The sequence below is a fragment of the Pseudomonas sp. Os17 genome (assembly GCF_001547895.1).
GTDB lineage: Bacteria > Pseudomonadota > Gammaproteobacteria > Pseudomonadales > Pseudomonadaceae > Aquipseudomonas.
Map to the genome: position 1 here is coordinate 1,695,119 of NZ_AP014627.1, position 23,912 is coordinate 1,719,030.

Annotated in this window: 20 protein-coding genes; 10 read left to right on the forward strand and 10 right to left on the reverse strand. The window is 64.5% G+C overall.

Going from position 1 to position 23,912, the window contains the following annotated elements; all coding sequences use genetic code 11:
- Positions 1 to 111 precede the first annotated feature (111 nt).
- Positions 112 to 483, forward strand: coding sequence for a hypothetical protein (locus POS17_RS07655; RefSeq protein WP_060838046.1), 372 nt, complete (start codon positions 112 to 114; stop codon positions 481 to 483).
- 71 nt (positions 484 to 554) lie between these two features.
- On the opposite strand, the gene POS17_RS07660 is transcribed toward POS17_RS07655, so the two are convergent.
- Positions 555 to 1,448, reverse strand: coding sequence for a DMT family transporter (locus tag POS17_RS07660; protein ID WP_060838047.1), 894 nt, complete (start codon positions 1,446 to 1,448; stop codon positions 555 to 557).
- Positions 1,449 to 1,519: 71 nt separating this feature from the next.
- Entirely contained in the window at positions 1,520 to 3,244 is a 1,725-nt protein-coding gene (locus POS17_RS07665; protein WP_442963160.1) for a methyl-accepting chemotaxis protein, read from the reverse strand.
- Positions 3,245 to 3,562: 318 nt separating this feature from the next.
- Between POS17_RS07665 and aceK the strand changes: the two genes are divergently transcribed.
- The 5 genes from aceK (at position 3,563) to POS17_RS07690 (ending at position 11,613) form a co-directional block, all read left to right on the forward strand.
- A complete protein-coding gene (gene aceK / locus POS17_RS07670; RefSeq protein WP_060838049.1) occupies positions 3,563 to 5,284 on the forward strand; it encodes a bifunctional isocitrate dehydrogenase kinase/phosphatase in 1,722 nt (573 codons plus the stop codon).
- 94 nt (positions 5,285 to 5,378) lie between these two features.
- Positions 5,379 to 9,272 (forward strand): ATP-dependent RNA helicase HrpA, encoded by a 3,894-nt coding sequence (gene hrpA, locus POS17_RS07675; RefSeq protein WP_060838050.1) that lies wholly within the window; start codon positions 5,379 to 5,381, stop codon positions 9,270 to 9,272.
- 297 nt (positions 9,273 to 9,569) lie between these two features.
- On the forward strand, positions 9,570 to 10,691 hold the full coding sequence (locus tag POS17_RS07680; protein ID WP_060838051.1) for a beta-ketoacyl-ACP synthase III: 1,122 nt from the start codon (positions 9,570 to 9,572) through the stop codon (positions 10,689 to 10,691).
- An 80-nt stretch (positions 10,692 to 10,771) separates the two neighbouring features.
- The gene (locus POS17_RS07685; RefSeq protein WP_060838052.1) at positions 10,772 to 11,386 is read left to right on the forward strand and encodes an RNA polymerase sigma factor; all 615 of its coding nucleotides are present in this window, start codon (positions 10,772 to 10,774) and stop codon (positions 11,384 to 11,386) included.
- Positions 11,380 to 11,613 carry an anti-sigma factor family protein gene (locus POS17_RS07690; RefSeq protein ID WP_060838053.1) on the forward strand — a complete coding sequence of 78 codons (234 nt, stop codon included), beginning with the start codon at positions 11,380 to 11,382 and terminating at the stop codon, positions 11,611 to 11,613. Before POS17_RS07685 ends, POS17_RS07690 begins: the two co-directional genes overlap by 7 nt.
- Positions 11,614 to 11,748: 135 nt before the next feature.
- On the opposite strand, the gene POS17_RS07695 is transcribed toward POS17_RS07690, so the two are convergent.
- The 3 genes from POS17_RS07695 to POS17_RS07705 all read right to left on the reverse strand — a co-directional run bounded on the left by POS17_RS07695 (position 11,749) and on the right by POS17_RS07705 (position 15,152).
- Positions 11,749 to 13,071: a putative porin gene (locus tag POS17_RS07695; protein WP_060838054.1), complete on the reverse strand. Its 1,323-nt coding sequence runs from the start codon at positions 13,069 to 13,071 to the stop codon at positions 11,749 to 11,751.
- 331 nt (positions 13,072 to 13,402) lie between these two features.
- Positions 13,403 to 13,804 (reverse strand): hypothetical protein, encoded by a 402-nt coding sequence (locus POS17_RS07700; RefSeq protein WP_060838055.1) that lies wholly within the window; start codon positions 13,802 to 13,804, stop codon positions 13,403 to 13,405.
- Complete coding sequence (locus tag POS17_RS07705) at positions 13,785 to 15,152, reverse strand: MFS transporter (protein ID WP_060838056.1); 1,368 nt, start codon at positions 15,150 to 15,152, stop codon at positions 13,785 to 13,787. Before POS17_RS07705 ends, POS17_RS07700 begins: the two co-directional genes overlap by 20 nt.
- An 84-nt stretch (positions 15,153 to 15,236) precedes the next feature.
- On the opposite strand from POS17_RS07705, the gene POS17_RS07710 reads away from it, so the two are divergent.
- Together POS17_RS07710 and POS17_RS07715 are read left to right on the forward strand one after the other, a co-directional pair.
- Positions 15,237 to 16,142 carry a LysR family transcriptional regulator gene (locus tag POS17_RS07710; RefSeq protein WP_060838057.1) on the forward strand — a complete coding sequence of 302 codons (906 nt, stop codon included), beginning with the start codon at positions 15,237 to 15,239 and terminating at the stop codon, positions 16,140 to 16,142.
- Positions 16,143 to 16,226: 84 nt separating this feature from the next.
- The gene (locus POS17_RS07715) at positions 16,227 to 17,351 is read left to right on the forward strand and encodes a GNAT family N-acetyltransferase (protein ID WP_060838058.1); all 1,125 of its coding nucleotides are present in this window, start codon (positions 16,227 to 16,229) and stop codon (positions 17,349 to 17,351) included.
- 16 nt (positions 17,352 to 17,367) lie between these two features.
- On the opposite strand, the gene aqpZ is transcribed toward POS17_RS07715, so the two are convergent.
- The 5 genes from aqpZ to POS17_RS07740 all read right to left on the reverse strand — a co-directional run bounded on the left by aqpZ (position 17,368) and on the right by POS17_RS07740 (position 22,652).
- Positions 17,368 to 18,066, reverse strand: coding sequence for an aquaporin Z (aqpZ, locus tag POS17_RS07720; RefSeq protein ID WP_060838059.1), 699 nt, complete (start codon positions 18,064 to 18,066; stop codon positions 17,368 to 17,370).
- Positions 18,067 to 18,404: 338 nt separating this feature from the next.
- On the reverse strand, positions 18,405 to 20,237 hold the full coding sequence (locus POS17_RS07725; protein ID WP_060838060.1) for an ABC transporter ATP-binding protein: 1,833 nt from the start codon (positions 20,235 to 20,237) through the stop codon (positions 18,405 to 18,407).
- Between the two features lie 91 nt (positions 20,238 to 20,328).
- Entirely contained in the window at positions 20,329 to 20,892 is a 564-nt protein-coding gene (locus tag POS17_RS07730) for a peptidylprolyl isomerase (RefSeq protein ID WP_016967472.1), read from the reverse strand.
- Between the two features lie 3 nt (positions 20,893 to 20,895).
- Positions 20,896 to 21,699 (reverse strand): alpha/beta fold hydrolase, encoded by an 804-nt coding sequence (locus POS17_RS07735; RefSeq protein WP_060838061.1) that lies wholly within the window; start codon positions 21,697 to 21,699, stop codon positions 20,896 to 20,898.
- Between the two features lie 29 nt (positions 21,700 to 21,728).
- Positions 21,729 to 22,652 carry a LysR family transcriptional regulator gene (locus tag POS17_RS07740; protein WP_060838062.1) on the reverse strand — a complete coding sequence of 308 codons (924 nt, stop codon included), beginning with the start codon at positions 22,650 to 22,652 and terminating at the stop codon, positions 21,729 to 21,731.
- A gap of 49 nt (positions 22,653 to 22,701) precedes the next feature.
- On the opposite strand from POS17_RS07740, the gene POS17_RS07745 reads away from it, so the two are divergent.
- The gene (locus POS17_RS07745) at positions 22,702 to 23,016 is read left to right on the forward strand and encodes a hypothetical protein (protein WP_060838063.1); all 315 of its coding nucleotides are present in this window, start codon (positions 22,702 to 22,704) and stop codon (positions 23,014 to 23,016) included.
- A 157-nt stretch (positions 23,017 to 23,173) separates the two neighbouring features.
- Positions 23,174 to 23,773 carry an FMN-dependent NADH-azoreductase gene (locus tag POS17_RS07750; protein ID WP_060838064.1) on the forward strand — a complete coding sequence of 200 codons (600 nt, stop codon included), beginning with the start codon at positions 23,174 to 23,176 and terminating at the stop codon, positions 23,771 to 23,773.
- The last annotated feature ends 139 nt before the right edge of the window (positions 23,774 to 23,912 follow it).

The window sequence follows — 23,912 nt, forward strand, 5'->3', positions numbered from 1 at the left end:
AGATGCTTGGACTTTTTTGTTGGTATTCCAAATTCGTCCATCAGACAAACCTGAAAAACTAAAGCCGGTACCTAGACTGACGACATAGTCCTTAAACAAAGGAGAGTCAGTATGAACGCAACGTTCGCTTCAACCGCTTTCGGTTTGCTTTTGGGACTGTCCAGCAGCTGCTTCGCCGCTGCTCCCGTGGCGCAAGGCGTCATCCGTTTTACCGGCAGTATTGTCGAGTCCAATTGCGCGTCCAGCGCTGCCAGCACCGGCTTGAGCCTGCGCCAGTGCCCTCAGGGTTCACGGGGTGGGGCGATTGACGTGACCCGAGTCGGGACCCGTGTCAGCGCGGTGGAGCGTTCTGCGGTCAAGCTCAAGCTCCTGGCCGACAGTGGTTCCCAGGGCCGCTACTACGACCAGCAGTACGCCTTCGTCGATCAGTCCGGCAAGGCGGTGACCTCCGGCACCTACCTGATTACCCTCAGCGTTCCATAGGGCCACCGCCAGCGTTGCGACTCGGAGCTGCGGCCTCCCGAGTCGCAGGCTGATCAGAACCCGGCAGTGCTTCAGGCCGCCGATTTTGCCCCGGGCCGCAGCACCAGCCACAGCGCCACGCCAATCAGCGCACCGCCATACAGGTGCGCCATGGACAGCGGCTCATCCAGCAGCAAGGCCCCCCACAACACGCCGAACGGCGGAATCATGAAGGTCACGGTCATCGAGCGCACCGGACCTATGGCGCTGAGCAGGCGGAAATACAGCACGTAGGCGAAGGCCGTGCAGCCTAGCCCCAACCCCAGCAACGACAGCCACACGCTCCAGCCACCCCAACTGGCCGGCGGCTGGCTGATGGCGTTGTAGGCGAACAGCGGCAACAGCAGCAGGCAGGCTCCGAGCATGCTGCCCAGGGCCGACAGGCGACTGTCCAGGCCGCCGGCCTGATCCAGCCAGCGCCGGGCGAGGAACCCGGCAAAGCCGTAGCAGGTGGTGGCCATCAGGCAGGACAGGGCGCCCAGCAGCAGGTCATGGTCGAAGGCCACGGGGCCGGCGCGGGTCAGGATGCCGACGCCGAACAGGCCCAGGCAGACCCCGGCGATCTTGCTCAGGCTCAGCCGCTCATGAAAGAACAGTCCGCCGATCAGCACCCCCATCAAGGGCGTGGTGGCATTGAAGATCGCCGAGTAGCCGGCGGGCAGCACCTGGGCTGCCACCGAATACAGGGTGGCCGGTATGCCGGAGTTGATCACGCCGAGCAGCAGCACGGTCTTGAGCTTGCCGCGAAAGTTCCAGTCGATCCGCATCAGCGCCAGCATCACCAACAGCCCGAGGGCGGCGATCGACACCCGGAAGAATGCAGTGGGCACGCTGCCCAGCACCGGGGCGATGATGCGCATGAACAAGAAGCTCGCGCCCCAGATGGCGGCCAGCGACAACAGGCGCAAGAGATCGACAAGTCTCACGGCAATTTCCTTGATTGAAGGGCGGCGATGTTGCCCAGAGCCTGGGTCCATGGCAAACCCTATCGCACTTGCTACAGGATAAATCGTGTGACCAGCCCGTTGAGGTCCACCGCCAGGCGCGACAATTCCTGGCTGGCGGCGGAGGTCTGGGTGGCGCCCGCAGCCGTCTGGGTCGACAGGTCGCGGATGTTCACCAGGCTGCGGTCCACATCCCGGGCCACCAGCGCCTGCTGCTCGGCGGCACTGGCGATCACCAGGTTGCGCTGGCTGATCTGTGAGATCGCCCCGGTGATCTTCTCCAGCGCGCTGCCGGCGCCGTTGGCCTGCTGCAGGGTTTGCCCGGCCTGTTCGGCGCTGGTCTGCAGGGCGCTGACGGTGGCGTCGGTGCCGTGCTGGATACGGTTGATCATCTGTTCGATTTCTTCGGTGGAATCCTGGGTGCGTTGCGCCAGTGAACGCACTTCGTCGGCCACCACGGCAAAGCCACGGCCGGCCTCGCCAGCCCGGGCCGCCTCGATCGCGGCATTCAGCGCCAGCAGGTTGGTCTGTCCGGCAATGGCCCGAATCACCTCCAGCACTTTGCTGATGTCCTGGGCCTGGGACGCCAGCCCCTGGGCCTGTTCCGACGCCCCCAGCACTTCGCTGACCAGTTGCTGGATCGACTCGATGGTCTGGCTGACCTGATGATGGCCGTGGCGGCTGTCCTGGTCCGAGGCTTGGGAGGCCTCGGCGCTGGAGACGGCGTTGCCGGCCACTTCATCCACCGCCGCGCTCATTTGCGTGACCGCGGTGGCGGCCTGCTCGATTTCATCGTTCTGCAACTGCAGGCCGCGGGTGCTCTGTTCCATCACCGCGCTCATTTCCTCGGCGGCCGAGGCCAGTTGCTGGGACGACTCGGCGATGCCACGGATGGTCGAGCGCAGGTTGTCTTGCATGCCGGCCAGGGCCGTCAGCAGTTGCGCCGGCTCGTCCCGGCCCTGGCCATTGACGTCCTGGGTCAGGTCGCCGGCAGCGATGGTCCGGGCGATCGCCAGGGCCTGGGCCAGGGGCGCGGTGATGCTGCGGGTCAGTAGCCAGGCCAGGAACAGGGTGCTGGCCAGGGCGATGGCAATGATGATGCCGACGATCCACTGTGAGCGCTCATAGAGCCTGGCGACCTCCTCGGCGGCGGTATCGGCGCCGTTCTGGTTGAACTGGATCAGCTCTTCCAGGGTGCTGTCCAACTGGCTGCCCAGGGGCGCCAGCTCGACGTTGAGTCGGGTGTAGGCCTGCTCCTTAAGGCCGCCATCGATCTGCTGGATGATTTCCTGCAGAAGGGTCGTGTACTGGGCAATGGTGTTTTTCAGCCGTTCCAGCAGCGCCGCTTCCTGCTCGCTGGTCAGCAGGGCCTTGTGCTGTTCCAGGCGTTGGGCCAGCTCCAGGCGTTCGTCGGCGATCATGCGCTTGCTTTTTTCCCGGCTCAGAGGCTGGTCATTGACCAGCAGTCGCAGCGCTTCCAGGCGGATGGTGGCGATATTGGCGGCGCTGTCATGGATGTTCTCGATGCTGGGCATCCACGAGGCCTCGATGACTTTTGCACTTTCGCGCAGGGTTGCCATCTGCCCCAGGCAGAACAGCCCGACTGTCACCAGCAAGGCGGCCAGAACCGCAAAACTGAGGCTGGCTCGCAAGCCGATTCGAATATTCCTGATCGACATCATGTGCTCCTTGAATACATTAAAAAAACATTCGGCCCTCGCTGATTTAGCGCTGTTGTTAGGGGAGGGTGGGCGCTTTATATGGCAAAGTGCCATCATGTTGAAAGGCCCTGAATAGAGGCTTTTCCCCGATAGTCATGGGGTTTTTTCGGCAACGGGAGCCCTTTTTTCGCGACCAGCTTGCCCAGCTCATGAGGCCTTCACGCCGCGTACTGGAAGGCCTGCGGGTGAATCGATAAAGCCCGGGCTTTGCCGACTAGAGGGTTTTTTATTGACCGAACGGTCGATTTAAAAAAATTGCCGGCAATCGTCAGCAAAGATTTCCCGGCTCGGCGGATCGGGCGAAAAAATGCGCTTCTCCTCGGGTCGTTTCACTGGCTAAGCTCTGGCATCGCAAATTCCCGCAGAGGTCTACTTATGCCGCAGTCATGGCCCGCCGCCGATATCGCTCGAATGATCCTCGATGGCTTCGACGACTACCGCGAGCACTTCCGCCAGATCACCGACGGTGCCCGGCAACGCTTCGAGCAGGCGCAGTGGCAGGAAGCGCAGAAGGCCTCGGCGGCGCGCATCAATCTCTATGAGGAGAAGGTCGGGCAAACCGTGACCGGCCTGCATCAGGCCTTCAGTGACGACGCGTTGATGGATGTGGCGCAGTGGCCGCTGGTGAAAAGCGCCTACATCAGCCTGATCGACCTGCGCTTTGACGATGAGCTGTCCGAGACCTGGTACAACTCGATCTTCTGCGGCCTGTTCAGCCACGACCTGATCAGCGACGGCTGCATGTTCATCCACACCACCCGGCCCAGCCTGCGCCGGGCCCGAGCCGCGCAGACCCGCAGCTACCAGCCCCAGGGCAACCTGTCGGCGATGCTCGAACAGGTGTTTGCCGACTACCGTTTCAGCGAGGACTATGCCGATCTGGCGGGCGACCTGCGGCGCCTGGAGGCGCAATTGCGGGAGAACCTGCCGGACTGGGTGTGCAAGGACCCGGAGCTGACCCTGGAGCTGTTCTCCTCGGTGCTCTATCGCAACAAGGGCGCCTACCTGGTGGGGCGCATCTTCACCCATGAAGAGCAGTGGCCGCTGGTGATCCCGCTGCTGCACCGCGAAGGCCGGGGCATCCAGATCGATGCGTTGATCACCGACGAGGCCGATGTCTCGATCATCTTCTCCTTCACCCGTTCGTACTTCATGGTGGATGTGCCGGTGCCGGCGGAATTCATCGGCTTTCTCAAGCGCATCCTGCCGGGCAAGCACATCGCCGAGCTGTACACCTCCATCGGCTTCTACAAGCACGGCAAGTCGGAGTTCTACCGCGCCCTGATCAACCACCTGGCCAGCACCGACGACCGTTTCATCATGGCTCCCGGTGTGCGCGGCATGGTCATGAGCGTGTTCACCCTGCCGGGCTTCAACACCGTGTTCAAGATCATCAAGGACCGCTTCTCGCCGTCGAAGAACGTCGACCGGGCCACGGTGATCGAGAAGTACCGGCTGGTGAAGAGCGTCGATCGGGTCGGGCGCATGGCCGACACCCAGGAGTTCGCCGATTTCCGCTTCCCCCTGAGCAAGTTCGATCCGGCCTGCCTTGAGGAGCTGCTGGAAGTGGCGCCGTCCACCGTGGCCGTGGAAGACCAGACGGTGCTGATCCGCCACTGCTGGACCGAGCGCCGCATGACCCCGCTCAACCTCTACCTGGAGCACGCCAACCCGGACCAGGTGCGCGAAGCGCTGGAGGATTACGGCCTGGCGATCAAGCAACTGGCGGCGGCCAACATCTTCCCCGGCGACATGCTGCTGAAGAACTTCGGCGTGACCCGCCATGGCCGGGTGGTGTTCTACGACTACGACGAAATCTGCTTTCTCACCGAAGCCAACTTCCGCCACATCCCGGCACCCCGTACCCCGGAAGACGAGATGGCGTCCGAACCCTGGTACTCCATCGGCCCCCACGACGTGTTCCCCGAGGAGTTCCCGCCGTTCCTGTTCGCCGATGCCGGCCAGCGCAAGCTGTTCGACCAGTTGCACGGCGAGCTGTACAACGCCGACTACTGGAAGGGCCTGCAGGACGCCATCCGCGCCGGCAAGATCATCGATGTCTTCCCTTACCGGCGCAAAGGCCTGGAAGACGAATAGCCGCAGCGGCTAGCGCCCCCTCACAAGCTGCAAGCTAAAAAGCGGAAGCTGCGTTAATCTTGCGGCTTTTCGCTTGAAGCTTGCCGCTGCTTTTATGACTGACCAACTGCTGAAAAACCTCGATCACGCCATGCTCGCCGACCGCCACCGCTTGCGTCGGCAGTTGCTTGAGCTGCGCAAGAAGCCCGATGAGGCCAAGCTCGCCCAGTGGCTGGAGCGGATGCAGGCATCGTGCAACCTGGTGACGGCGCGGCGCGCGAGTGTGCCGCCGATTCGCTATGACGACAGCCTGCCGATCGCCGCCAAGCGCGACGAGATCAAAGAGGCGCTGCTCAAGCATCAGGTGCTGATCATCGCCGGTGAGACCGGCTCGGGGAAAACCACCCAGCTGCCGAAGATCTGCCTGGAAATCGGTCGCGGCCAGCACGGCCTGATCGGCCATACCCAGCCCCGGCGGATCGCCGCCCGCAGCGTTGCCAGCCGGGTCGCCGAAGAACTGGCCACGCCCCTGGGTTCGCTGGTGGGCTATCAGGTGCGCTTCGAGGATCAGAGCGATGCCAGCACCCTGATCAAGCTGATGACCGACGGCATCCTGTTGGCGGAAACCCAGAACGACCGTTACCTGGAACGCTACGACACGATCATCGTCGACGAGGCCCACGAGCGCAGCCTGAACATCGACTTCCTCCTCGGCTACCTCAAGACCCTGCTGCCACGGCGCCCGGACCTGAAGGTCATCATCACCTCGGCGACCATCGACCTGGAGCGCTTCTCCAAGCACTTCGATAACGCGCCGATCGTCGAAGTCTCCGGGCGTACCTTTCCGGTGGAAACCTGGTATCGCCCCCTGACCCTGGAGCAGGACGAGGAGGGCAACCGGGTCGAGGACGACCTCACGGTGGACCAGGCGATCCTTGCCACCCTGGATGAAATTGCCGCCTACGAGCGCAGCGAACGGCGCAGCCCCGGAGACGTATTGGTGTTCCTGCCCGGCGAGCGGGAGATCCGCGACGCCGCGGAAATGCTGCGCAAGGCCCAGCTCAAGCACACCGAGATCCTGCCGCTGTACGCGCGCCTGTCGCCGGCGGAACAGCAGCGGATCTTCCAGTCCCATCCGGGCCGGCGCGTGGTGCTGGCGACCAACGTCGCGGAAACCTCGCTGACCGTGCCGGGCATCCGCTATGTGATCGACAGCGGCACCGCGCGCATCAGCCGCTACAGCTACCGGGCCAAGGTCCAGCGCCTGCCCATCGAGGCGATTTCCCAGGCCAGCGCCAACCAGCGCAAGGGCCGTTGCGGCCGGGTCGAGCCGGGGATCTGCGTGCGCCTGTACAGCGAGGAGGATTTCCTCGGCCGGCCGGAATTCACCGACCCGGAGATCCTGCGTACCAACCTGGCGGCGGTGATCCTGCAGATGCTCCATCTGCGCCTGGGTGAAATCACCGCATTCCCGTTTATCGAGCCGCCGGATGGCAAGGCCATCAGCGACGGTTTCAACCTGCTGCAGGAACTCTCGGCAGTGGACCGCAACAGCCAGCTGACGCCTCTGGGCCGGCAACTGGCGCGCCTGCCGGTGGACCCGCGCATGGGCCGCATGCTGCTGGAAGCGGCGAAACTCGGCAGCCTGCAGGAAGTGCTGATCGTCGCCAGCGCGATGTCGATCCAGGACCCTCGCGAGCGTCCGCCGGAGCGCCAGCAGGCGGCTGATCAGGCCCACGCACAGTGGAAAGACGTGGACTCGGATTTCGCCGGGCTGGTCAACCTGTGGCGCGGCTTCGAAGAACAGCGCCAGGCCCTGACCGCCAGCCCGTTGCGCAACTGGTGCCGCAAGAACTTCCTGAATTACCTGCGCCTGCGGGAATGGCGCGACTCGCACCGGCAACTGAGCCTGATCTGTCGCGACCTGCAGCTGAGCCTGAACAAGGAACCGGCGGACTACCCGAAACTGCACAAGGCGGTGCTGGTGGGGCTGCTGAGCCAGATCGGCCAGAAGACCGAGGACGGCGACTACCTCGGTGCCCGTCAGCGGCGCTTCTGGGTTCACCCGTCCTCGGGCCTGGGCAAGAAGCGCCCGCAATGGCTGATGACCGCCGAACTGGTGGAAACCACCAAGCTCTACGCGCGCATGGTGGCCAAGATCGAGCCGGACTGGATCGAGCCCCTGGCCGGCCATCTGGTGAAGAAGAACCACTTCGAGCCCCATTGGGAGAAGAAGCGCGGCCAGGTGGTGGCCTACGAGCAGATCACCCTGTTCGGGCTGATAGTGGTCGGCCGCCGGCCGGTGCATTACGGCCCGGTGGACCCGGTGGTGTCCCGCGAGCTGTTTATCCGCGAGGCCCTGGTGCGCGGCGAGATCCAGTCCAAGGCCAAGTGCCTGAGCGCCAACACCCAGTTGCTGGAACAGCTCGACGCCCTGGAAGCCAAGGCCCGGCGCCGCGACATCCTGGCGGACGAGGAAACCCTGTTCGCCTTCTACGATGCTCGCTTGCCGGCCGAGATCCATCAGACCGCGACCTTCGACAGCTGGTACCGGGTGCACAGCCAGAAGAACCCGCAGTTGCTGATCATGCGCGAGGAAGACGTGCTGGCCCGCGAGGCCAGTGAAGTCACCGCCAAGCAGTACCCGGACACCCTGCATATCGGCGACCTGGAACTGGCCCTGAGTTATCACTTCGAGCCCAACCATCCCCGCGACGGCGTGACCTTGCGGGTGCCGGCGCCCCTGTTGCCGGCGCTGCCCGCCGAGCGCCTGGAATGGCTGGTGCCGGGGCTGATCGAGGCCAAGTGCATCGCCCTGGTGCGCAACCTGCCCAAGGCCCTGCGCAAGAACTTCGTGCCGGTGCCGGACTTCGTCAAGGCGGCCTTGCAGCGCATGGTCTTCGCCGAAGGTTCCTTGCCCCAGGCCCTGGGCCGCGAGCTGTTGCGCATGACCGGCGCGCGGGTCAGCGACGAGGCCTGGAGCGAAGCCGAACAACAGGTGGAAAGCCACCTGCGGATGAACCTGGAAATCGTCGACGCCCAGGGCAAGTTCCTCGGCGAGGGCCGTGACCTGGCTGAACTGACCGCGCGTTTCGCCGAAGCCAGCCAGGCTGCCCTGGCGGTGCCGCAAACCGCCAAGAGCCAGCAGCCGGTGGAGGCCCGTGTGTTTGCCGCGGTCGCGGAAAAGACCCAGCAGAAGATCGCCGGGCTGTCGATGACTGTGTATCCGGCCCTGGTGGAAGAGGCCGGGACGGTCAAGGAAGGGCGTTTCTCCACTGCCGCCGAAGCCGAATTCCAGCATCGCCGGGCCTTGCAGCGCCTGCTGTTGCAGCAATTGGCCGAACCGGCCAAGTTCCTGCGCGGCAAGTTGCCGGGGCTGACCGAGCTGGGCCTGCTGTACCGCGAATTGGGCCGGGTCGATGCGCTGGTGGAAGACATTCTGCTGGCCAGCCTCGACAGCTGCATCCTTGAAGGCGAAGCCAGCTTGCCCCGGGATGGCGCGGGGCTGGCGTCCCTGGCCGAGCGCAAGCGCGGCGCCTGGACCGAGCACGCCGAGCGTCTGGCGCGCCTGACCCTGGAGATCCTCAAGCTCTGGCACGGCCTGCAAAAACGCTTCAAGGGCAAGATCGACCTGGCCCAGGCGGTGGCCCTCAACGACATCAAGGCCCAGCTGGCAAACCTGGTGTACCCGGGGTTTGTCCGGGAAACCCCGGCCCTGTGGCTCAAGGAGCTGCCGCGCTACCTCAAGGCGGTGGAGCTGCGTTTCGAGAAACTCGGCAGTCAGGTGCAGAAGGATCGGGTCTGGAGCACCGAGCTTGCGGGCCTGTGGAACCAGTACCAGACCCGGGCGCAGAAGCATGCCCAGGAAGGCAAGCGTGATCCGCAACTGGAGCTGTACCGCTGGTGGCTGGAGGAGTACCGGGTGTCGCTGTTTGCCCAGCAGTTGGGGACCAAGGTGCCGATTTCCGACAAGCGCCTGAACAAGCAATGGAGCCAGGTCGACGCCTGAGCCGACGCCCCCTCAGGCGCTGGCGTGCCAGCGAAGGCGTGATCAAGGGCGCGGCAAGGCTCAACCCGGCTCGTTGGCAAGCCGGTGCCTGCCGGGCGCGCGGCAATTGCGGCGAAATGCCGGTGGTTATGGCAAACTCCGCCGTCATAAATACCGGCACGCTGGTCTGGCCCCCCAGGCAAGCGGGCGGATCGGAATAAAGCGATGCCAGGAAGGCTCCCACCAGCGGGGCAGTCCGTTTGTGGTTTGGCACGGCGGTGCCAATACCTTCTGCCTCATCACACTAGAGGAACGACCGTGCATAACGTCGTCATCAGCGGCACCGGCCTGTTTACCCCGGCCAATAGCATTTCCAACGAAGAGCTGGTGGAGTCTTTCAACACCTACGTCCAGCAGTTCAACCGCGACAACGCGGCGGCCATCGAACGGGGCGAAGTGCAGGCCCTGACCGAATCCAACGCCGCCTTCATCGAGAAAGCCTCCGGGATCAAGAGCCGCTTTGTCATGGACAAGGCAGGCATCCTCGACCCGCAACGCATGGTTCCGAACCTGCCGGAGCGCTCCAACGACGAGTGGTCGGTGCTCTGCCAGATGGCCGTGGCCGCCGCCGAGCAAGCCCTGCAACGGGCCGGCAAGACCGCCGCTGATATCGACGGGGTGATCGTCGCCTGCTCCAACCTGCAGCGCGCCTACCCGGCCATCGCCATCGAAGTCCAGGCGGCCCTGGGTATCCAGGGCTTCGGTTTCGACATGAACGTGGCCTGCTCCTCGGCGACCTTCGGCATCCAGGCCGCCTGCAACAGCGTGCAGCTGGGCCAGGCCCGGGCGATCCTGATGGTCAACCCGGAAGTCTGCACCGGGCACCTGAACTTCCGTGACCGCGACAGCCACTTCATCTTCGGCGACGCCGCCACCGCGGTGATCATCGAACGCGCCGACCTGGCCACCTCCAAGCACCAGTTCGAGATCGTCAGCACCAAGCTGCTGACCCAGTTCTCCAACAACATCCGCAACAACTTCGGCTTCCTCAACCGCGCTGCGCAAGAAGGCATCGGTGGCCGCGACAAGCTGTTCGTCCAGGAAGGCCGCAAGGTGTTCCGCGACGTGTGCCCGATGGTGGCCGAGCTGATTGCCGCGCACCTGGAAGAGAACCAGCTCAATGTCGGCGACGTGAAGCGCTTCTGGTTGCACCAGGCCAACCTCAGCATGAACCACCTGATCGTCAAGAAACTCCTGGGCCGCGAAGCGTCGGTGGAAGAGGCGCCGGTGATTCTCGATACCTACGCCAACACCAGCTCGGCCGGCTCGGTGATTGCCTTCCACAAGTACCAGGACGACCTGGCCAGCGGTTCCCTGGCGGTACTCAGCTCCTTCGGCGCCGGTTATTCGATCGGCAGCGTGCTGCTGCGCAAGCGTTGATCTAGGCTGATGCGGGTGTGGCGCCGGGCGGCATTGGCGCGTCACACCCTCTCAAACCTGCATGATTGAACGAGGCACGAATGGCTGCTGCAGATGACGCGCAACTGCTAGAGCGCCTTTTGGCGGGTGAGCAAAAGGCTTACAAGGAACTGGTCAGTACCTACCAGAGCGCCATGCGCGCGGTGGCTTACGCCATTGTCGGCAATCGCCATGCCGACGAAGTGGTGCAGGATGCCTGGCTGTCGGTGGTGCGCAATCTGGCGGGCTTTCAGGGGCGCTCCAGCCTCAAGACCTGGCTGCTGACCATCACCGCCAACGCGGCCAAGGGCCGCTACAAGCAAAATCGCCGGGAAGTGTTGCTCGATGACCTGCCCGCGCCCCATGGCACGGTCGGCGATGAGCGTTTTTCCTCCACGGATGGCCACTGGCTGGTGGCGCCTTTCGCCTGGCACGAAGACACCCCCGAAGCCTTGCTCACCGAATCCGAGCTGCGCGACTGCCTGGAACACACCCTGCTCAGCCTCTCGGAGCTGCAAAGCAGCGTCCTGCTGCTGCGTGAGCGCCAGGGCCTGGAGCTGGAAGAAATCTGTAATCTTTTGGGGCTCACGCTCTCCAATGTCCGGGTGCTGTTGCATCGGGCACGTCTTAAGGTCTTCGCCACCGTGGAGCATTTTGAGGAAACCGGCCAATGCTGACCTGTAAGGAACAAGTGGCACGCTCCAGCGATTATCTCGATGGTCAGTTGAGCTTTCGCGAGCGCCTGATGGTGCGCCATCACCTGCTGTTCTGCCCCAATTGCCGGCGATTCATTCGGCAGATGCGCCTGCTCCAGGCCACCTTGCGGGTGTTGCCGGAGCCGCCCCTGGAGGGCTTGGATGCCTTGGCCGAGCGTCTGGCGACGCAACGCAGCAAGGACGTTTGAGAGGGAAAAACACAGGCCGGCGCGGCGACGACGAACGGATGATGGGGGAGCGTCGCCCCGCGCCGGACTGTTGAAACCCGGCAGAGGCTGCTCGCGGTTGGCGCGGGCAGCCTCTGCGGTGTACGAGCTGGTCGCTTAGAACTTGGCTTCGGCGTCCAGTTGCAGGGTGTTGGTATTGGCGTCGCGCTGGGTGCGGCTGGAGTAGTCGGCCTTGGTCAGGAAGTAGGTCGCGCCCAGGGCGAAGTTCTTGTCGATGTCGTAACCGACCTTGAACTTGTGGCCACGGGAACCGGTGGTGCCGTTGGCGAAGTCGGAGTCGGTAAAGGCGCCGACCACGGCATTGCGCTGCACGTCGCGGTAGTTGTAGTCGAGGTTGAAGCCGAACACTTTCGACTTGGCGCCCAGCAGCCAGGCGGTGTCCTGATCGTTCACCGCATCGTTGTTCTTCACGTACTGGCCGTAGAACGACAGCGGCATCGGCAGGCCGCCGATGTCGATCTGGCTGAAACCTTCGTACAGGCGGAACTGGTTGTCGGCCGAGTTGCCGTTGACCGCCAGGGCACAAGGCGTGGATGTGCCGGTGCAACGGCTGTCCTTGTCGTTCTGGTAGGCATAGACGCTGCCGCCGACGGTCAGCTTCAGATTGTCGGTGATGGCGAAGCGGCTACCCAGTTGGCCGGCGGTCAGGCGCAGGTCGTGACGGAACTGCACGCCTTCGCCGTCGACGTTGTCCTTGAGGCTGTAGTTGCCCAGGCTGCCGAACAGTTCGGCGCTGCCGCCCAGCGGGTACTTGTAGGTGACGGCCAGGCCTTCAGGGTTGATGTCACTGTCCCAGATCACATCGCCCATGCTGACCCAGGGTTGCAGCATCTTGCCGCCGATCACGTGCAGGTTCTTGACGGCGTCCGGGTGATAGTCGATGTAGCCCAGGTCCAGCCAGATCTGTTTCTTGTCGAAGTAGTTGTCCATGTCCTGGTTGGTGGAGCGGGCATCGTCGCCGCCGCCGGTGGCGATGCGGATGCCGGTGTCCACCTGCGGGTTGATCTCGCTGTAGGCGCCCAGGCGGGCACGGATGCGCTGACGATCCTTGTCGCGGCCGCCGTTGTTGGATTCGCCGTCGATCTTGACGGTTTCCTGGCGGACCCGAACGTCGCCCTTGAACTGAGTCTTGGCCGCCCAGGCCAGCTTCTGGTCGAAGGCGCTCAGCTCGTTGGCTTTCTTGGCGGCCGCCGCCACTTGTTCGTTGGTTTCTTGCTGCGCTTGCTGAGCGATTTGCTGGGCCTTCTGATCCTTGGCCAGCTCGGCTTGCAGTTCAACGTACTGCGCCTGGGAAATCGAGCCGTTGGCCTTGAGCATGTCGAGCAGTTTGGCGTCGACCGCAGCACTGGCGGGAACGCTCATGGCCAGTAACAGGCCGCCACACAGGGCCGCCGCGGTTTTCGTGGAAGCAAGACGCATAGCAATCTCCGAAGGTAAGAGTGGATGGCTCAACCATCCAGGACACAACCGACCTGTGCAGATCGGAAAACAGTGGTCGGGTAGAACCCGGCGCTCTAAAAACAGGCGCCAGTATCACGATGGTTTATGACAGCGGGGTGGCAAAGTAATGGCGTGTAGATGACGATTGCTGACGGCAATGCCCCCCTGGGCGAGGAGCGTTGTTGGTGCCGGGGCAGGGGGGATGCCGGGGGCGACCGGCCGCCGTTCAGTGGGCGGGTGTCGCGCCGCAAGAGGTCAGAGAAGCGGGGCGGGCGGCTTGGCCCGAGCTTGGGGCTCGGGCCTGGCGGGGTCAGGGGCAGGTGGTTTCGTGCAGGTACAGCCACTGCGCCGAGTTGTCCCGGACACGGATGATCGCCAGGGACAGGCGCGCGGTTTCCAGCGAGTCCAGGCGGTGGACTTCCTTGTAGCGGATCGCCGCACACGGGCCTTCCTGCCACACGCAATGCAGGTCGCTGAGGCGGATTTCCAGCCCCGGGCGCTTGCCCAGGCCCGCGTGAAACAGCTGTTGCACCTGCTCGCGGCCGACCAGGGCGCCGCCGGTGGTGACCATCTGGAAGTCCTCGGCCAGCAACGCCATCAAGGGTTCGAGGCAGGCCGCGCCGTCCCCCTGCCGGTTGCTGAAGACGCTGTGAATCAGTTGGTGAATACGCTGCACGCTGTGTTGCGCTTGTTCAATGATCGAGTTGGGCATGGGTGGCCTTCATGGTGGGGAGTTGGTTCAGGGTCAGCAGCGGCAGCAGACCGGCCGCAGCGGCCAGCAACAGGCTCAGGTGGTAGGCGCCGGTGGCATCGGCGTACCCCAGCAGCAGGTTGTAGAGCATCAGCAACCAGGCGGCGCCGAGGCTGAACGCCACCTGCCGGTTGATGTTCCAGATCACGCTGGCCCGGTGTGTATCGGCGCCGTTGAAGTCGAGCAGGGCAGTGGTCTGCGCGGTGTTGGCGCCGGCACCGCCGCCCAGGCCCATCAGCAGGTAGGCCATCATCAGCAGCGGCAGGTCGGCGGCCGAGTCGACCCAGCACAGGCTGGCGATGCCGGCGCTGTGCAGCACCAGGGCCATGGCGAACAGCCGCGCGGCGCCCAGGCGGTTGTAGCAGCGTCCGCCCACCAGCATCGCCAGCAGCGCGCCGGCGGCGTACAGCAGCATGAACATGCCGCTGTGCCGGGCACTCAGGTGCAGGTGCTCCTGGAGGAAGAACAGGCTCAGCAGATTGACTCCGGTGAAGATCCCCGGAATGGCGTGATAGATCGCCACCGACAGGCCCAGGCGCGGGTTTTTCAGCAGCCGCAGTTCGACGATCGGACGGGCGCAGGCCCGGCAGTGGCGCCGATAGCACTCGGCCAACAGCAGCCCGGCGATCAGGCTCGGTGCCGCCTGATACGCCGGGTAGCCGCTGCCGTACAGCGACATGCCCAGCAGCAGGCCGCCGAGGCTCGCGCTCACCAGCAGCAGGCCGCGCAGGTCCGGGCGATCCGCGGGCGCCGAGGGTCCAGGGGCGATCCAGCACCAGGACAGCAGCGCCGCCAGCAGCGACAGCGGCAGGCTGGCGAAGAACACCCAGCGCCAGGAGCTGTGATCGACAATCGCGCCGCCCAGCGTCGGCGACAGTGCCGGCGCCAGCAGGGCCACGGCCATCACCAGGGTGGAGATCCGCGAGCGTTGCGCGCCCTGGAACAGGTTGAAGGTCAGCGCCTGCCCCAGGGGAATCAGCAGGCCGCCGGCCATGCCCTGGACCAGCCGCCAGAACACCAGCGACATGAAGCTGTCGGCCAGCCCGCACATCAGCCCCGCGCCGCTGAACAGCAGCATCGAGGCGCAGAGCACCTGGCGGTTGCCGAAGCGCCCGGCCAGCCAGGTGCTGATGGCGATCACCAGGGTCAGGCCAAGGATGTAGGCATTGGCGACCCAGGCCACGGCGGCGCTGGACACCTGCAAGTGGCCGGCAATGCTGGGCAGGGCCACCGCCGACATGAAGATGTTGACGCAGTCGATAAAGAACCCGAGGAGAAATACCACCGCCACTTTGTATCTGTAAGTCATGCCGTCTCCCTATTTGCGCGCAGCTTAGGGAGCTTGGGGGCGGCGTGTCGAGGCGCCTATACTTGACGCATTGTTTAACAGGATTTGACAGTGAGCGATCATTTTCACGGCCAGCTGCACCGGGTGCAGACCTTCCTCGCGGTGGTCGACTTCGGCTCCTACACCCGCGCCGCGCAATACCTGGGCATCAGCAAGGCCATGGCCAGCCTGCATGTGAAGACCCTTGAGCAGGCACTGGCGAGTACCTTGCTGGTGCGCACCACGCGGCAGGTGACCCTGACCGAAACCGGCGAGGACCTTTACCACGAGTTCAAGGGGATTGTCGCCAATATCGACACTGCCTTCGACAACGTGCTGCATGGGCGCAACCGGGTCAGCGGCAAGCTGCGCATCAGTTCCACGGCGGAGTACGCCGAGACGTTCGTGTTGCCGATCCTGCCGCTGTTCACCGCGCGCTATCCCGAGGTGCGCCTGAGCTATCACTTCAACTCATCGCTGAATGATCTGGTGGCGGAAAAGCTCGACCTGGTGATTCGCCTCGGCCACCTGGCGGATTCGGGGTTCAAGGGACGCAAGCTGGCGGACTACGCCATTGCCCTGGTGGCCAGCCCGGCGCTGCTTCAGGGCCGGGAGTTGCAGCGGATCGAGGACCTGAGCGCGCTGCCGTGGATCGGCAACAGCAACCTGGCCGGGCCGCCGGGTTGGACCTTCAGCCATCCGCGCCGCGGCGAGGTGGAGGTAAAGGTCAGTCCGGGGCACGAATCCAACTCGGCGACGGCGATTCGTGCCTTGGCCTTGGCGGGCCTGGGGCTGGCGGTGCTGCCGGAGTGGATGGTCCTCGACGACCTGGGCAGCGGCCGCCTGGTGCGGGTATTGCCGCAGTACGGCCTGGCCCCGCAGCCAGTGCATGTGCTGTTTCCCAACAGCGCGCACCTGCCGCGCAAATCCCGGGTGTTCATCGATTTTCTTGCCGAACACCTGGGGCATTGAGGGGGGCAGGGTACTGGCGGTTTCGGTGAGTCCGGGGATGGAGGATACTCGCCGGGTCGTTCGATCTGAATTCCGGGGACCCCCATGCCGCTGCAATCCTTGAACAGTCTGTCTGCCGTCGATCCTGTGCAATGGGATGGCCTGCTCAAGGATGGGCAACCCTTTGTGCGCCATGCCTTTCTCAGTGCCCTGGAAGACAGCGGCAGCCTCGGCCCGCGCTCGGGCTGGCAGGCCGAGCACCTGTTGCATGTGGAGGACGGCCGCCTGCTGGCGGCCCTGCCCAGCTATCGCAAATGGCACTCTTACGGCGAGTACGTGTTCGATCACGGCTGGGCCGATGCCTGCGCGCGGGCCGGGATCGACTATTACCCCAAGCTGCTGACGGCGGTGCCTTTCAGCCCGGTCAGTGGCGCGCGGGTGCTGGCGGCGACCCAGGCGGATGCCTTCGAGCTGCTGAAAAGCCTGCCCGGCTACCTGGAGATCGAAGGGCTTTCCAGCGCCCATATCAACTTCACCGACGACTTCAGCGACGCTGCCCTGGAACAGCAACCGGGCTGGTTGCAGCGCCTGGGCTGTCAGTTCCATTGGCAGAATCGCGGCTATCGGGACTTTCAGGATTTTCTCGACGCCCTGAGCTCGCGCAAGCGCAAGCAGATGCGCAAGGAGCGTGAGCAGGTGGCGGGGCAGGGCTTTGATTTCCAGTGGTTCGAAGGCCATGAACTGGACGAGGCGCACTGGGACTTCGTCTACGCCTGCTACGCCAACACCTATGCGGTGCGGCGCCAGTCGCCCTACCTGACCCGGACCTTCTTCAGCCTGCTGGCCGAGCGCATGCCCGAGGCGATCCGCGTGGTCCTGGCCAAACAGGGCGGGCGCCCGGTGGCCATGGCTTTCAGTCTGGTGGGCGGCGACAGCTTCTACGGCCGCTATTGGGGCTGCCTAGCGGAGTTCGACCGCCTGCATTTCGAGACCTGTTTCTACCAGGGCATGGAGTACGCGATTGCCCAGGGGCTGCAACGCTTCGACGCGGGAGCCCAGGGCGAGCACAAGCTGATCCGTGGCTTTGAACCGGTGCTGACCCGTTCCTGGCACTACCTGCGCCACCCCGGCCTGAATGCCGCGGTGAAGGATTTCCTGCAGCAGGAGCGCAGCGGCATTAGTGCCTACGCCGAGGAGGCGAGGGACGCCTTGCCCTATCGGCAGGCGTGACCCTCGCCCCTCTGCGTCAGCTGTCTTCCTTGCCCAGCCAGCGGTAGACCACGCCACCGATCACCGCGCCGAGGATCGGCGCCAGCCAGAACAGCCACAGCTGCTGCAACGCCCAGCCGCCGACGATCAGCGCCGGGCCGGTGCTGCGGGCCGGGTTGACCGAGGTGTTGGTGACCGGGATCGAGATCAGGTGGATCAGGGTCAGGGCCAGGCCGATGGCGATCGGCGCCAGCCCCGCCGGGGCGCGCTTGTCGGTGGCGCCAAGGATGATCACCACGAACATCAAGGTCATCACCAGCTCGCAGACGAACCCCGCGGCCATGGAATAGCCGCCGGGGGAGTGGGCGCCATAGCCGTTGGAAGCCAGCCCCGAGGCCAGTTCGAAACCGGGCTTGCCGCTGGCGATGAAGTACAGCAACGCCGCGGCGATCACCCCACCGAGCACCTGGGCGACGATATAGGCCGGCAGTTCCCTGGCCGGAAAGCGCCCGCCCACCACCAGCCCTACGGACACGGCGGGATTCAAGTGACAACCGGAGATATGGCCGATGGCGAAGGCCATGGTCAGCACCGTCAGGCCGAAGGCCAGGGCGACGCCCAGCAGGCCGATGCCGACATTGGGAAAGGCCGCGGCGAGCACGGCGCTGCCGCACCCGCCCAGGACCAGCCAGAAAGTACCGAGCATTTCGGTAACGGAACGTTTGAACAAAGACATGAGTGAGTCCTTGATAGGTCAACCTATCAACGCGATACAACTGTTATGCATCCCGCAGGTTAACTACAGGTTCCGCTCCGGAACCTAGGGTCAGTACAGCAGGCTTTCGGCGCAATTCCAGTCCGCAAAAAAACGCCAGGGCCCCTGGAAACAGGGCCCTGGCGTCGCGAGGCACAACCTTCTGTAACTGATTGCAACCTGTAGCCGCTGCCGCAGGCTGCGACCGAGTCCGCAGGACTCGCAGGGCGATTGACCAGGCAAACCGCGGATGCAGGTTCTGCGGCCCCTGCGGTGCCGATCGCAGCCTGCGGCAGCGGCTACAGATCAGTCGCCGCCGGTCAGTCGATGCCGACGAATCCTCCGGTCTGGTGCTGCCACAGGCGTGCATACAGACCGCCACGGGCCAGCAGTTCGGCGTGGGTGCCGGTCTCGGCGATGCGCCCCTGTTCCAGGACCACTAGGCGGTCCATGCGGGCGATGGTGGAGAGGCGGTGGGCGATGGCGATCACGGTCTTGCCCTGCATCAGGGTTTCCAGGCTTTCCTGGATCGCCGCTTCGACTTCCGAGTCCAGGGCCGAGGTGGCCTCGTCCATGATCAGGATCGGCGCGTCCTTGAGCAGTACCCGGGCGATGGCGATGCGCTGGCGCTGGCCGCCGGACAGCTTGACCCCGCGCTCACCGACATGCGCATCGAAACCGGTCCGGCCCTGGGCGTCGGACAGCAGCGGGATGAACTCATCGGCGCGGGCCTTGCGCACCGCTTCCCAGAGTTCCTTGTCCGTGGCGTCGGGGCGGCCGTAGAGCAGGTTGTCGCGGATCGAGCGGTGCAGCAGCGAGGTGTCCTGGGTGATCATGCCGATGCGTTCGCGCAGGCTTTCCTGGGTCACTTCGGCGATGTTCTGGCCGTCGATGAGGATTTGCCCGCCCTGCAGGTCGTACAGGCGCAGCAGCAGGTTGACCAGGGTCGACTTGCCGGCCCCGGACGGACCGATCAGGCCGATCTTCTCCCCGGGACGGATGTCCAGGTTGAGGTCGCTGATCACCTTGTTGGCCTTGCCGTAATGGAACTCCACATGCTCGAAGCGCACGCCGCCGTTGGCCACGGCCAGCTTGGGCGCCTGCTCGCGGTCGGTGAGCTGCAGCGGCTGGGCGATGGTCTGCAGACCGTCCTCGACCATGCCGATGTTTTCGAAGATGCCGTTGATCACCCACATGATCCAGCCGGACATGTTGACGATGCGGATCACCAGGCCGGTGGCCAGGGCGATGGCCCCGGCGCTGATCAGCGACTGGCTCCACAGCCACAGGGCCAGGCCCGTGGTACTGACGATCAGCAGGCCGTTGAGGCTGGTGATGGTCACGTCCATGGCGGTGACCACGCGCCCGGCCAGCTGGCTTTTCTCGGTCTGCTCGGCGATGGCCTCGCGGGCGTAGCTCTGCTCGAAATGGGTGTGGGCGAAGAGCTTGAGGGTGGTGATGTTGGTGTAGCCGTCGACGATCCGCCCCATGAGTTTGGAGCGGGCGTCGGAGGCGTCCACCGAGCGCTGCTGGATGCGCGGCACGAAGTAGCGCATGGCGCCGATGAAGCCGGCGATCCACAGCAGCAGCGGGATCATCAGGCGCCAGTCGGCGTCGGCGAACAGCACCAGGGAGCCGATGGCGTAGATGGTCACGTGCCACAGGGCGTCGATCACCTGCACCGAGGAGTCCTGCAGCGAATAGCCGGTCTGCATGATGCGCTGGGCAATGCGCCCGGCGAAATCGTTCTGGAAAAAGTTCAGGCTCTGGCGCAGCACGTAGCTGTGGTTCTGCCAGCGGATCAGGCTGGTCATGCCGGGGTTGATGGTCTGGTGCATCAGCAAGTCGTGCAGGCCGACCATCAAGGGGCGGAACAGCAGGGCCACCACCGCCATCCAGGCCAGTTCCAGGCCGTGGTCGGTGAATACCCGGGCGCTGGGCGTGCCCTGGGCCAGGTCGATGATGGTGCTCAGGTAGCTGAACAGCGACACCTCGATCAGGGCCACGAACAGGCCCACCACCAGCAGGGCGACGAAGCTCGGCCAGACTTGCTTGATGTAGTGGAAGTAGAAGGGCAGGACCCGATTGGGCGGGGTGGCGCTGGGGGCGTCGCGGAAGATATCGATCAGTTGTTCAAAACGACGAAAGAGCATGGGGGTCTTGAAGCCCGGGGTACGGGCTCTCCTGTTCTGAAAGCGGACGGGGCGCCGGGTGGGGCGCCGCCGTCGGGACAGGCTGGCGGATTCAGTCGATGCGCTTGGCCGACTTGATCAGCACCGGGTCCACAGGCACGTTTTGCATGCCTTGCTTGGTGGTGGTCTGGGAATTGACGATCTGGTCCACCACGTCCATGCCGCTCACCACCTTGGCGAATACGGCGTAGCCGGCATCGCGGCCCGGGTCGAGGAAGGCGTTGTCGGCGACGTTGATGAAGAACTGGCTGGTGGCCGAGTTGGGGTTGGAGGTGCGGGCCATGGACAGGGTGCCGCGTACGTTATGCAGGCCGTTGGAGGCTTCGTTCTTGATCGGGTCGCGGGTGTCTTTCTGCACCATCTGCGCGGTGAAACCGCCGCCCTGAACCATGAAGCCCGGGATCACCCGGTGGAAGATGGTGTTGGTGTAGAAGCCGCTGTCGACGTAGTCGAGGAAGTTCTTGCTGGAGATCGGGGCCTTGACCGGGTCCAGTTCGACTTCGATCTTGCCGAAGCTGGTGTCCAGCAGGACGTGGGGCGCCTTGGCCGGTTGGGCGGCCATCAGGTTGGCAGCGAACAGCACGGAGCCGGCGACGAGGGCGATTTTTTTCAGCATGGTTCAGTGATCCTGGGTGGTGGTGTCGACTGTGGTTGTGAAGTCCAGCAGGGTTTGGTTGAAGCGCTGCGGCTGGTCCAGCGGGGTGGCGTGACGGGAATCCTCGATCACCACCAGCCGTGCATCCGGCAGCAGTTTGACATAAGCCTCCTTGACCGCCACCGGGGTGTAGTCGTGGTCGGCGCTGACGACCAGGGTTGGACAGGTGATACGGCCCAGACGTTCCTGCACCCCCCAGCCGACGATGGCGTCGAAGCTGGCGAGATAAGCACGTTTGTCGTTTTTTGCCCAGCGCTCGGCCATTTTCCGCCGCAACTCGCCTTGCTCGGGCTTGGGAAACAGCCGCTGGCCCAGGGCCTGGCCGATGGTGGCCAGGCTCAGCACCCGGGCCAGGCTCCAGCGCTTGAACCACTGCCAGTAGTCGTTGGCGCTGCGCACCTTGACCTCGGGGGCGCTGTTGACGATGCACAGGCTTTTGAGCAACTGCGGCTGATCCACGCCCAGCTGGAAGCCGATCATGCCGCCCATGGACAGCCCGACATAGTGCGCGGGGCCCAGGTTCAGGTGTTCGATCAGCGCCACGATATCGGCGGTGAAGCCCGGGATGCTGTAGCGCTCCCGGGGTTTGTCCGAGCGTCCGTGGCCACGCAGGTCGGGGACGATCAGGCGGTAGCGGTTCGAGAGCTCGGGGATCTGCTTTTCCCAGTCCTGGGCGCTGGAGCCCAGGCCGTGAACCAGCAGCAGGGGATCCCCCCGGCCGTATTCCTCGTAGTGCAGGGTGCAACCTTCATGCTCGAAATAGGCCATGGAAGAACTCCTGTTCTGGTGAGTGGACGTCAGGCTTGTTCGGGGGCGGCAAAGGGCGCGTCCAGGGGCGCGGTGTCGAACGTGCGCAGCAGTTCCACGAGGATCTGCGTGGCCGGGCCCAGGGGTTTGTCCTTGTTGGAATAGAGGAAGAAGGTCGGGTGGCGACTGCCGCCCTGGTCCAGGGGCAGGACCTTGAGCAGGCCTTCGCGCAGTTCCCGTTCGATCAGGTGCCGGGGCAGCCAGGCAAAACCCAGGCCGCTGCCGACGAAGGTCGCGGCGGTGGCCAGGCTGCCCACGGTCCAGCGTTGTTCGGCGCCGAGCCAACCCACATCCCGCGGCTGCTGGCGGCCGGAGTCGCGGATCACCACTTGCAGCTGGCTTTCCAGGTCCTGGAAATGCAGCTCCCGTTGCAGGCGGTGCAGGGCGTGTTCCGGGTGGGCCACGGCGACGAACTCCACCGAACTCATCTCGGTGCCCAGGTAACCGGGAATGTTGAAACTGCTGATGGCCAGGTCGGCCACGCCTTCGAGCAGCACTTCCTCGACCCCGGACAGCACTTCCTCGCGCAGGCGCACGCGGCAGCCGCGGCTTTGCGGCATGAAGGCGGTCAGGGCGCGCACCAGCCGCGCGTTGGGGTAGGCGGCGTCCACCACCAGCCGCACTTCGGCTTCCCAGCCCTGCTCCATATGGTGGGCCAGGTCTTCCAGCTGGCTGGCCTGCTTGACCAGTTGCCGCGAGCGGCGCAGCAGCACGCCGCCGGCTTCGGTGAGCACGGCCTTGCGCCCGTCGATGCGCAGCAGCGGCACACCGAGCTGGTCCTGCATGCGCGCCACGGTGTAGCTGACCGAGGATTGCGAGCGGTGCAGGGCTTCGGCGGCCTGGGCGAAGCCGCCGTGGTCGACCACCGCCTGCAGGGTGCGCCATTGATCCAGGGTCACGCGGGGCGCTTTCATGAGGGACTCCTCTTGTCCTAAGCTGGCGCTCCTTATTGGAGACTGCCGAATGAGAAAATTCTGTTGTGTGTTGCTGGCGTTGTTGCCTCTCTGCGCCTGGGCCTATCCCATCGATGTCGAGAAGCAGCTCAATGGCCTGAGCATCGATTACACCGCCTACGACACCGATGAAGACATCGGCTCCATCCAGTTGAACAACTTCGGCAAGCGCGATGCCCTGTGCTCGGTGGTATTTCGCAATGGCCCCGAGTCGCCGCGTACCCGCAAGGTGGAAGTCGCCGCGGGGCAGAGCAAGAACGTGACCGCCAAGTTCAACCGCAAGATCATCAAGCTGCGCCTGGAACTGAACTGCCAGGCCAAGTGATCGAAGCAGGCCGGTCCAGGGGATTGCACAGGGGCCGGCTGTGCTTATAAACGAATTTATTGATTGGTTATAGCAGTTATTTGCGCTTTTTCATCGATATCACTCTGTTTAATCTGCGCTCCATCGACTTACGCATACCCCGATGGAGGCTTCAGCCATGTCCCGCGTCCTGATCATTGAAAGCAGCGCCCGCCAGCAGGATTCCGTATCCCGGCAACTGACCCAGACCTTTATCCAGCAATGGCAGGCCGCTCACCCCGGCGACTCGATCACGGTCCGCGACCTGGCCCGCCACCCGGTGCCGCACCTGGACGCCAACCTGCTGGGGGGCTGGATGAAGCCCGCCGAGCAGCGCAGCGCCGCCGAGCAGGACTCCCTGCAGCGTTCCAACGAATTGACCGAAGAGTTGCTGGCCGCTGACGTGCTGGTGCTGGCCGCGCCGATGTACAACTTCGCCATTCCCAGCACCCTGAAGGCCTGGCTCGACCATGTGCTGCGCGCCGGGGTGACCTTCAAGTACACCGACACCGGGCCCCAGGGCCTGCTCACCGGCAAGCGCGCCTACGTGCTCACTGCCCGTGGCGGCATCTACGCCGGCAGCAGCGCCGATCACCAGGAACCCTACCTGCGTCAGGTGATGGGCTTTATCGGTATCCACGACGTCGAGTTCATCCACGCCGAAGGCCTGAACCTGGGGGGTGACTTCCATGAAAAGGGCCTGAACCAGGCCAATGCCAAGCTGGCCCAGGTGGCCTGAGCCAGGAGCTGGGGCCCAGGCGCCCCTCAGCCAGGGGCTCGGCGCCGCCGTTAATCCGCAGATAATCCCCCGGTGTTGAAGTAGCGCCTGCGGATCCCCTTCAAGCCGGTTCGCGCATCGAACCTCCCTTTGCACTGGT

Coding starts and splice junctions, on each gene's coding strand:
- POS17_RS07655 (WP_060838046.1), top strand. CDS start 112: ATGAACGCAACGTTCGCTTCAACCGCTTTCGGTTTGCTTTTGGGACTG.
- POS17_RS07665 (WP_442963160.1), bottom strand. CDS start 3,244: ATGATGGCACTTTGCCATATAAAGCGCCCACCCTCCCCTAACAACAGC.
- aceK (WP_060838049.1), top strand. CDS start 3,563: ATGCCGCAGTCATGGCCCGCCGCCGATATCGCTCGAATGATCCTCGAT.
- hrpA (WP_060838050.1), top strand. CDS start 5,379: ATGACTGACCAACTGCTGAAAAACCTCGATCACGCCATGCTCGCCGAC.
- POS17_RS07685 (WP_060838052.1), top strand. CDS start 10,772: ATGGCTGCTGCAGATGACGCGCAACTGCTAGAGCGCCTTTTGGCGGGT.
- POS17_RS07690 (WP_060838053.1), top strand. CDS start 11,380: ATGCTGACCTGTAAGGAACAAGTGGCACGCTCCAGCGATTATCTCGAT.
- POS17_RS07695 (WP_060838054.1), bottom strand. CDS start 13,071: ATGCGTCTTGCTTCCACGAAAACCGCGGCGGCCCTGTGTGGCGGCCTG.
- POS17_RS07700 (WP_060838055.1), bottom strand. CDS start 13,804: ATGCCCAACTCGATCATTGAACAAGCGCAACACAGCGTGCAGCGTATT.
- POS17_RS07705 (WP_060838056.1), bottom strand. CDS start 15,152: ATGACTTACAGATACAAAGTGGCGGTGGTATTTCTCCTCGGGTTCTTT.
- POS17_RS07715 (WP_060838058.1), top strand. CDS start 16,227: ATGCCGCTGCAATCCTTGAACAGTCTGTCTGCCGTCGATCCTGTGCAA.
- aqpZ (WP_060838059.1), bottom strand. CDS start 18,066: ATGTCTTTGTTCAAACGTTCCGTTACCGAAATGCTCGGTACTTTCTGG.
- POS17_RS07725 (WP_060838060.1), bottom strand. CDS start 20,237: ATGCTCTTTCGTCGTTTTGAACAACTGATCGATATCTTCCGCGACGCC.
- POS17_RS07730 (WP_016967472.1), bottom strand. CDS start 20,892: ATGCTGAAAAAAATCGCCCTCGTCGCCGGCTCCGTGCTGTTCGCTGCC.
- POS17_RS07735 (WP_060838061.1), bottom strand. CDS start 21,699: ATGGCCTATTTCGAGCATGAAGGTTGCACCCTGCACTACGAGGAATAC.
- POS17_RS07740 (WP_060838062.1), bottom strand. CDS start 22,652: ATGAAAGCGCCCCGCGTGACCCTGGATCAATGGCGCACCCTGCAGGCG.
- POS17_RS07745 (WP_060838063.1), top strand. CDS start 22,702: ATGAGAAAATTCTGTTGTGTGTTGCTGGCGTTGTTGCCTCTCTGCGCC.
- POS17_RS07750 (WP_060838064.1), top strand. CDS start 23,174: ATGTCCCGCGTCCTGATCATTGAAAGCAGCGCCCGCCAGCAGGATTCC.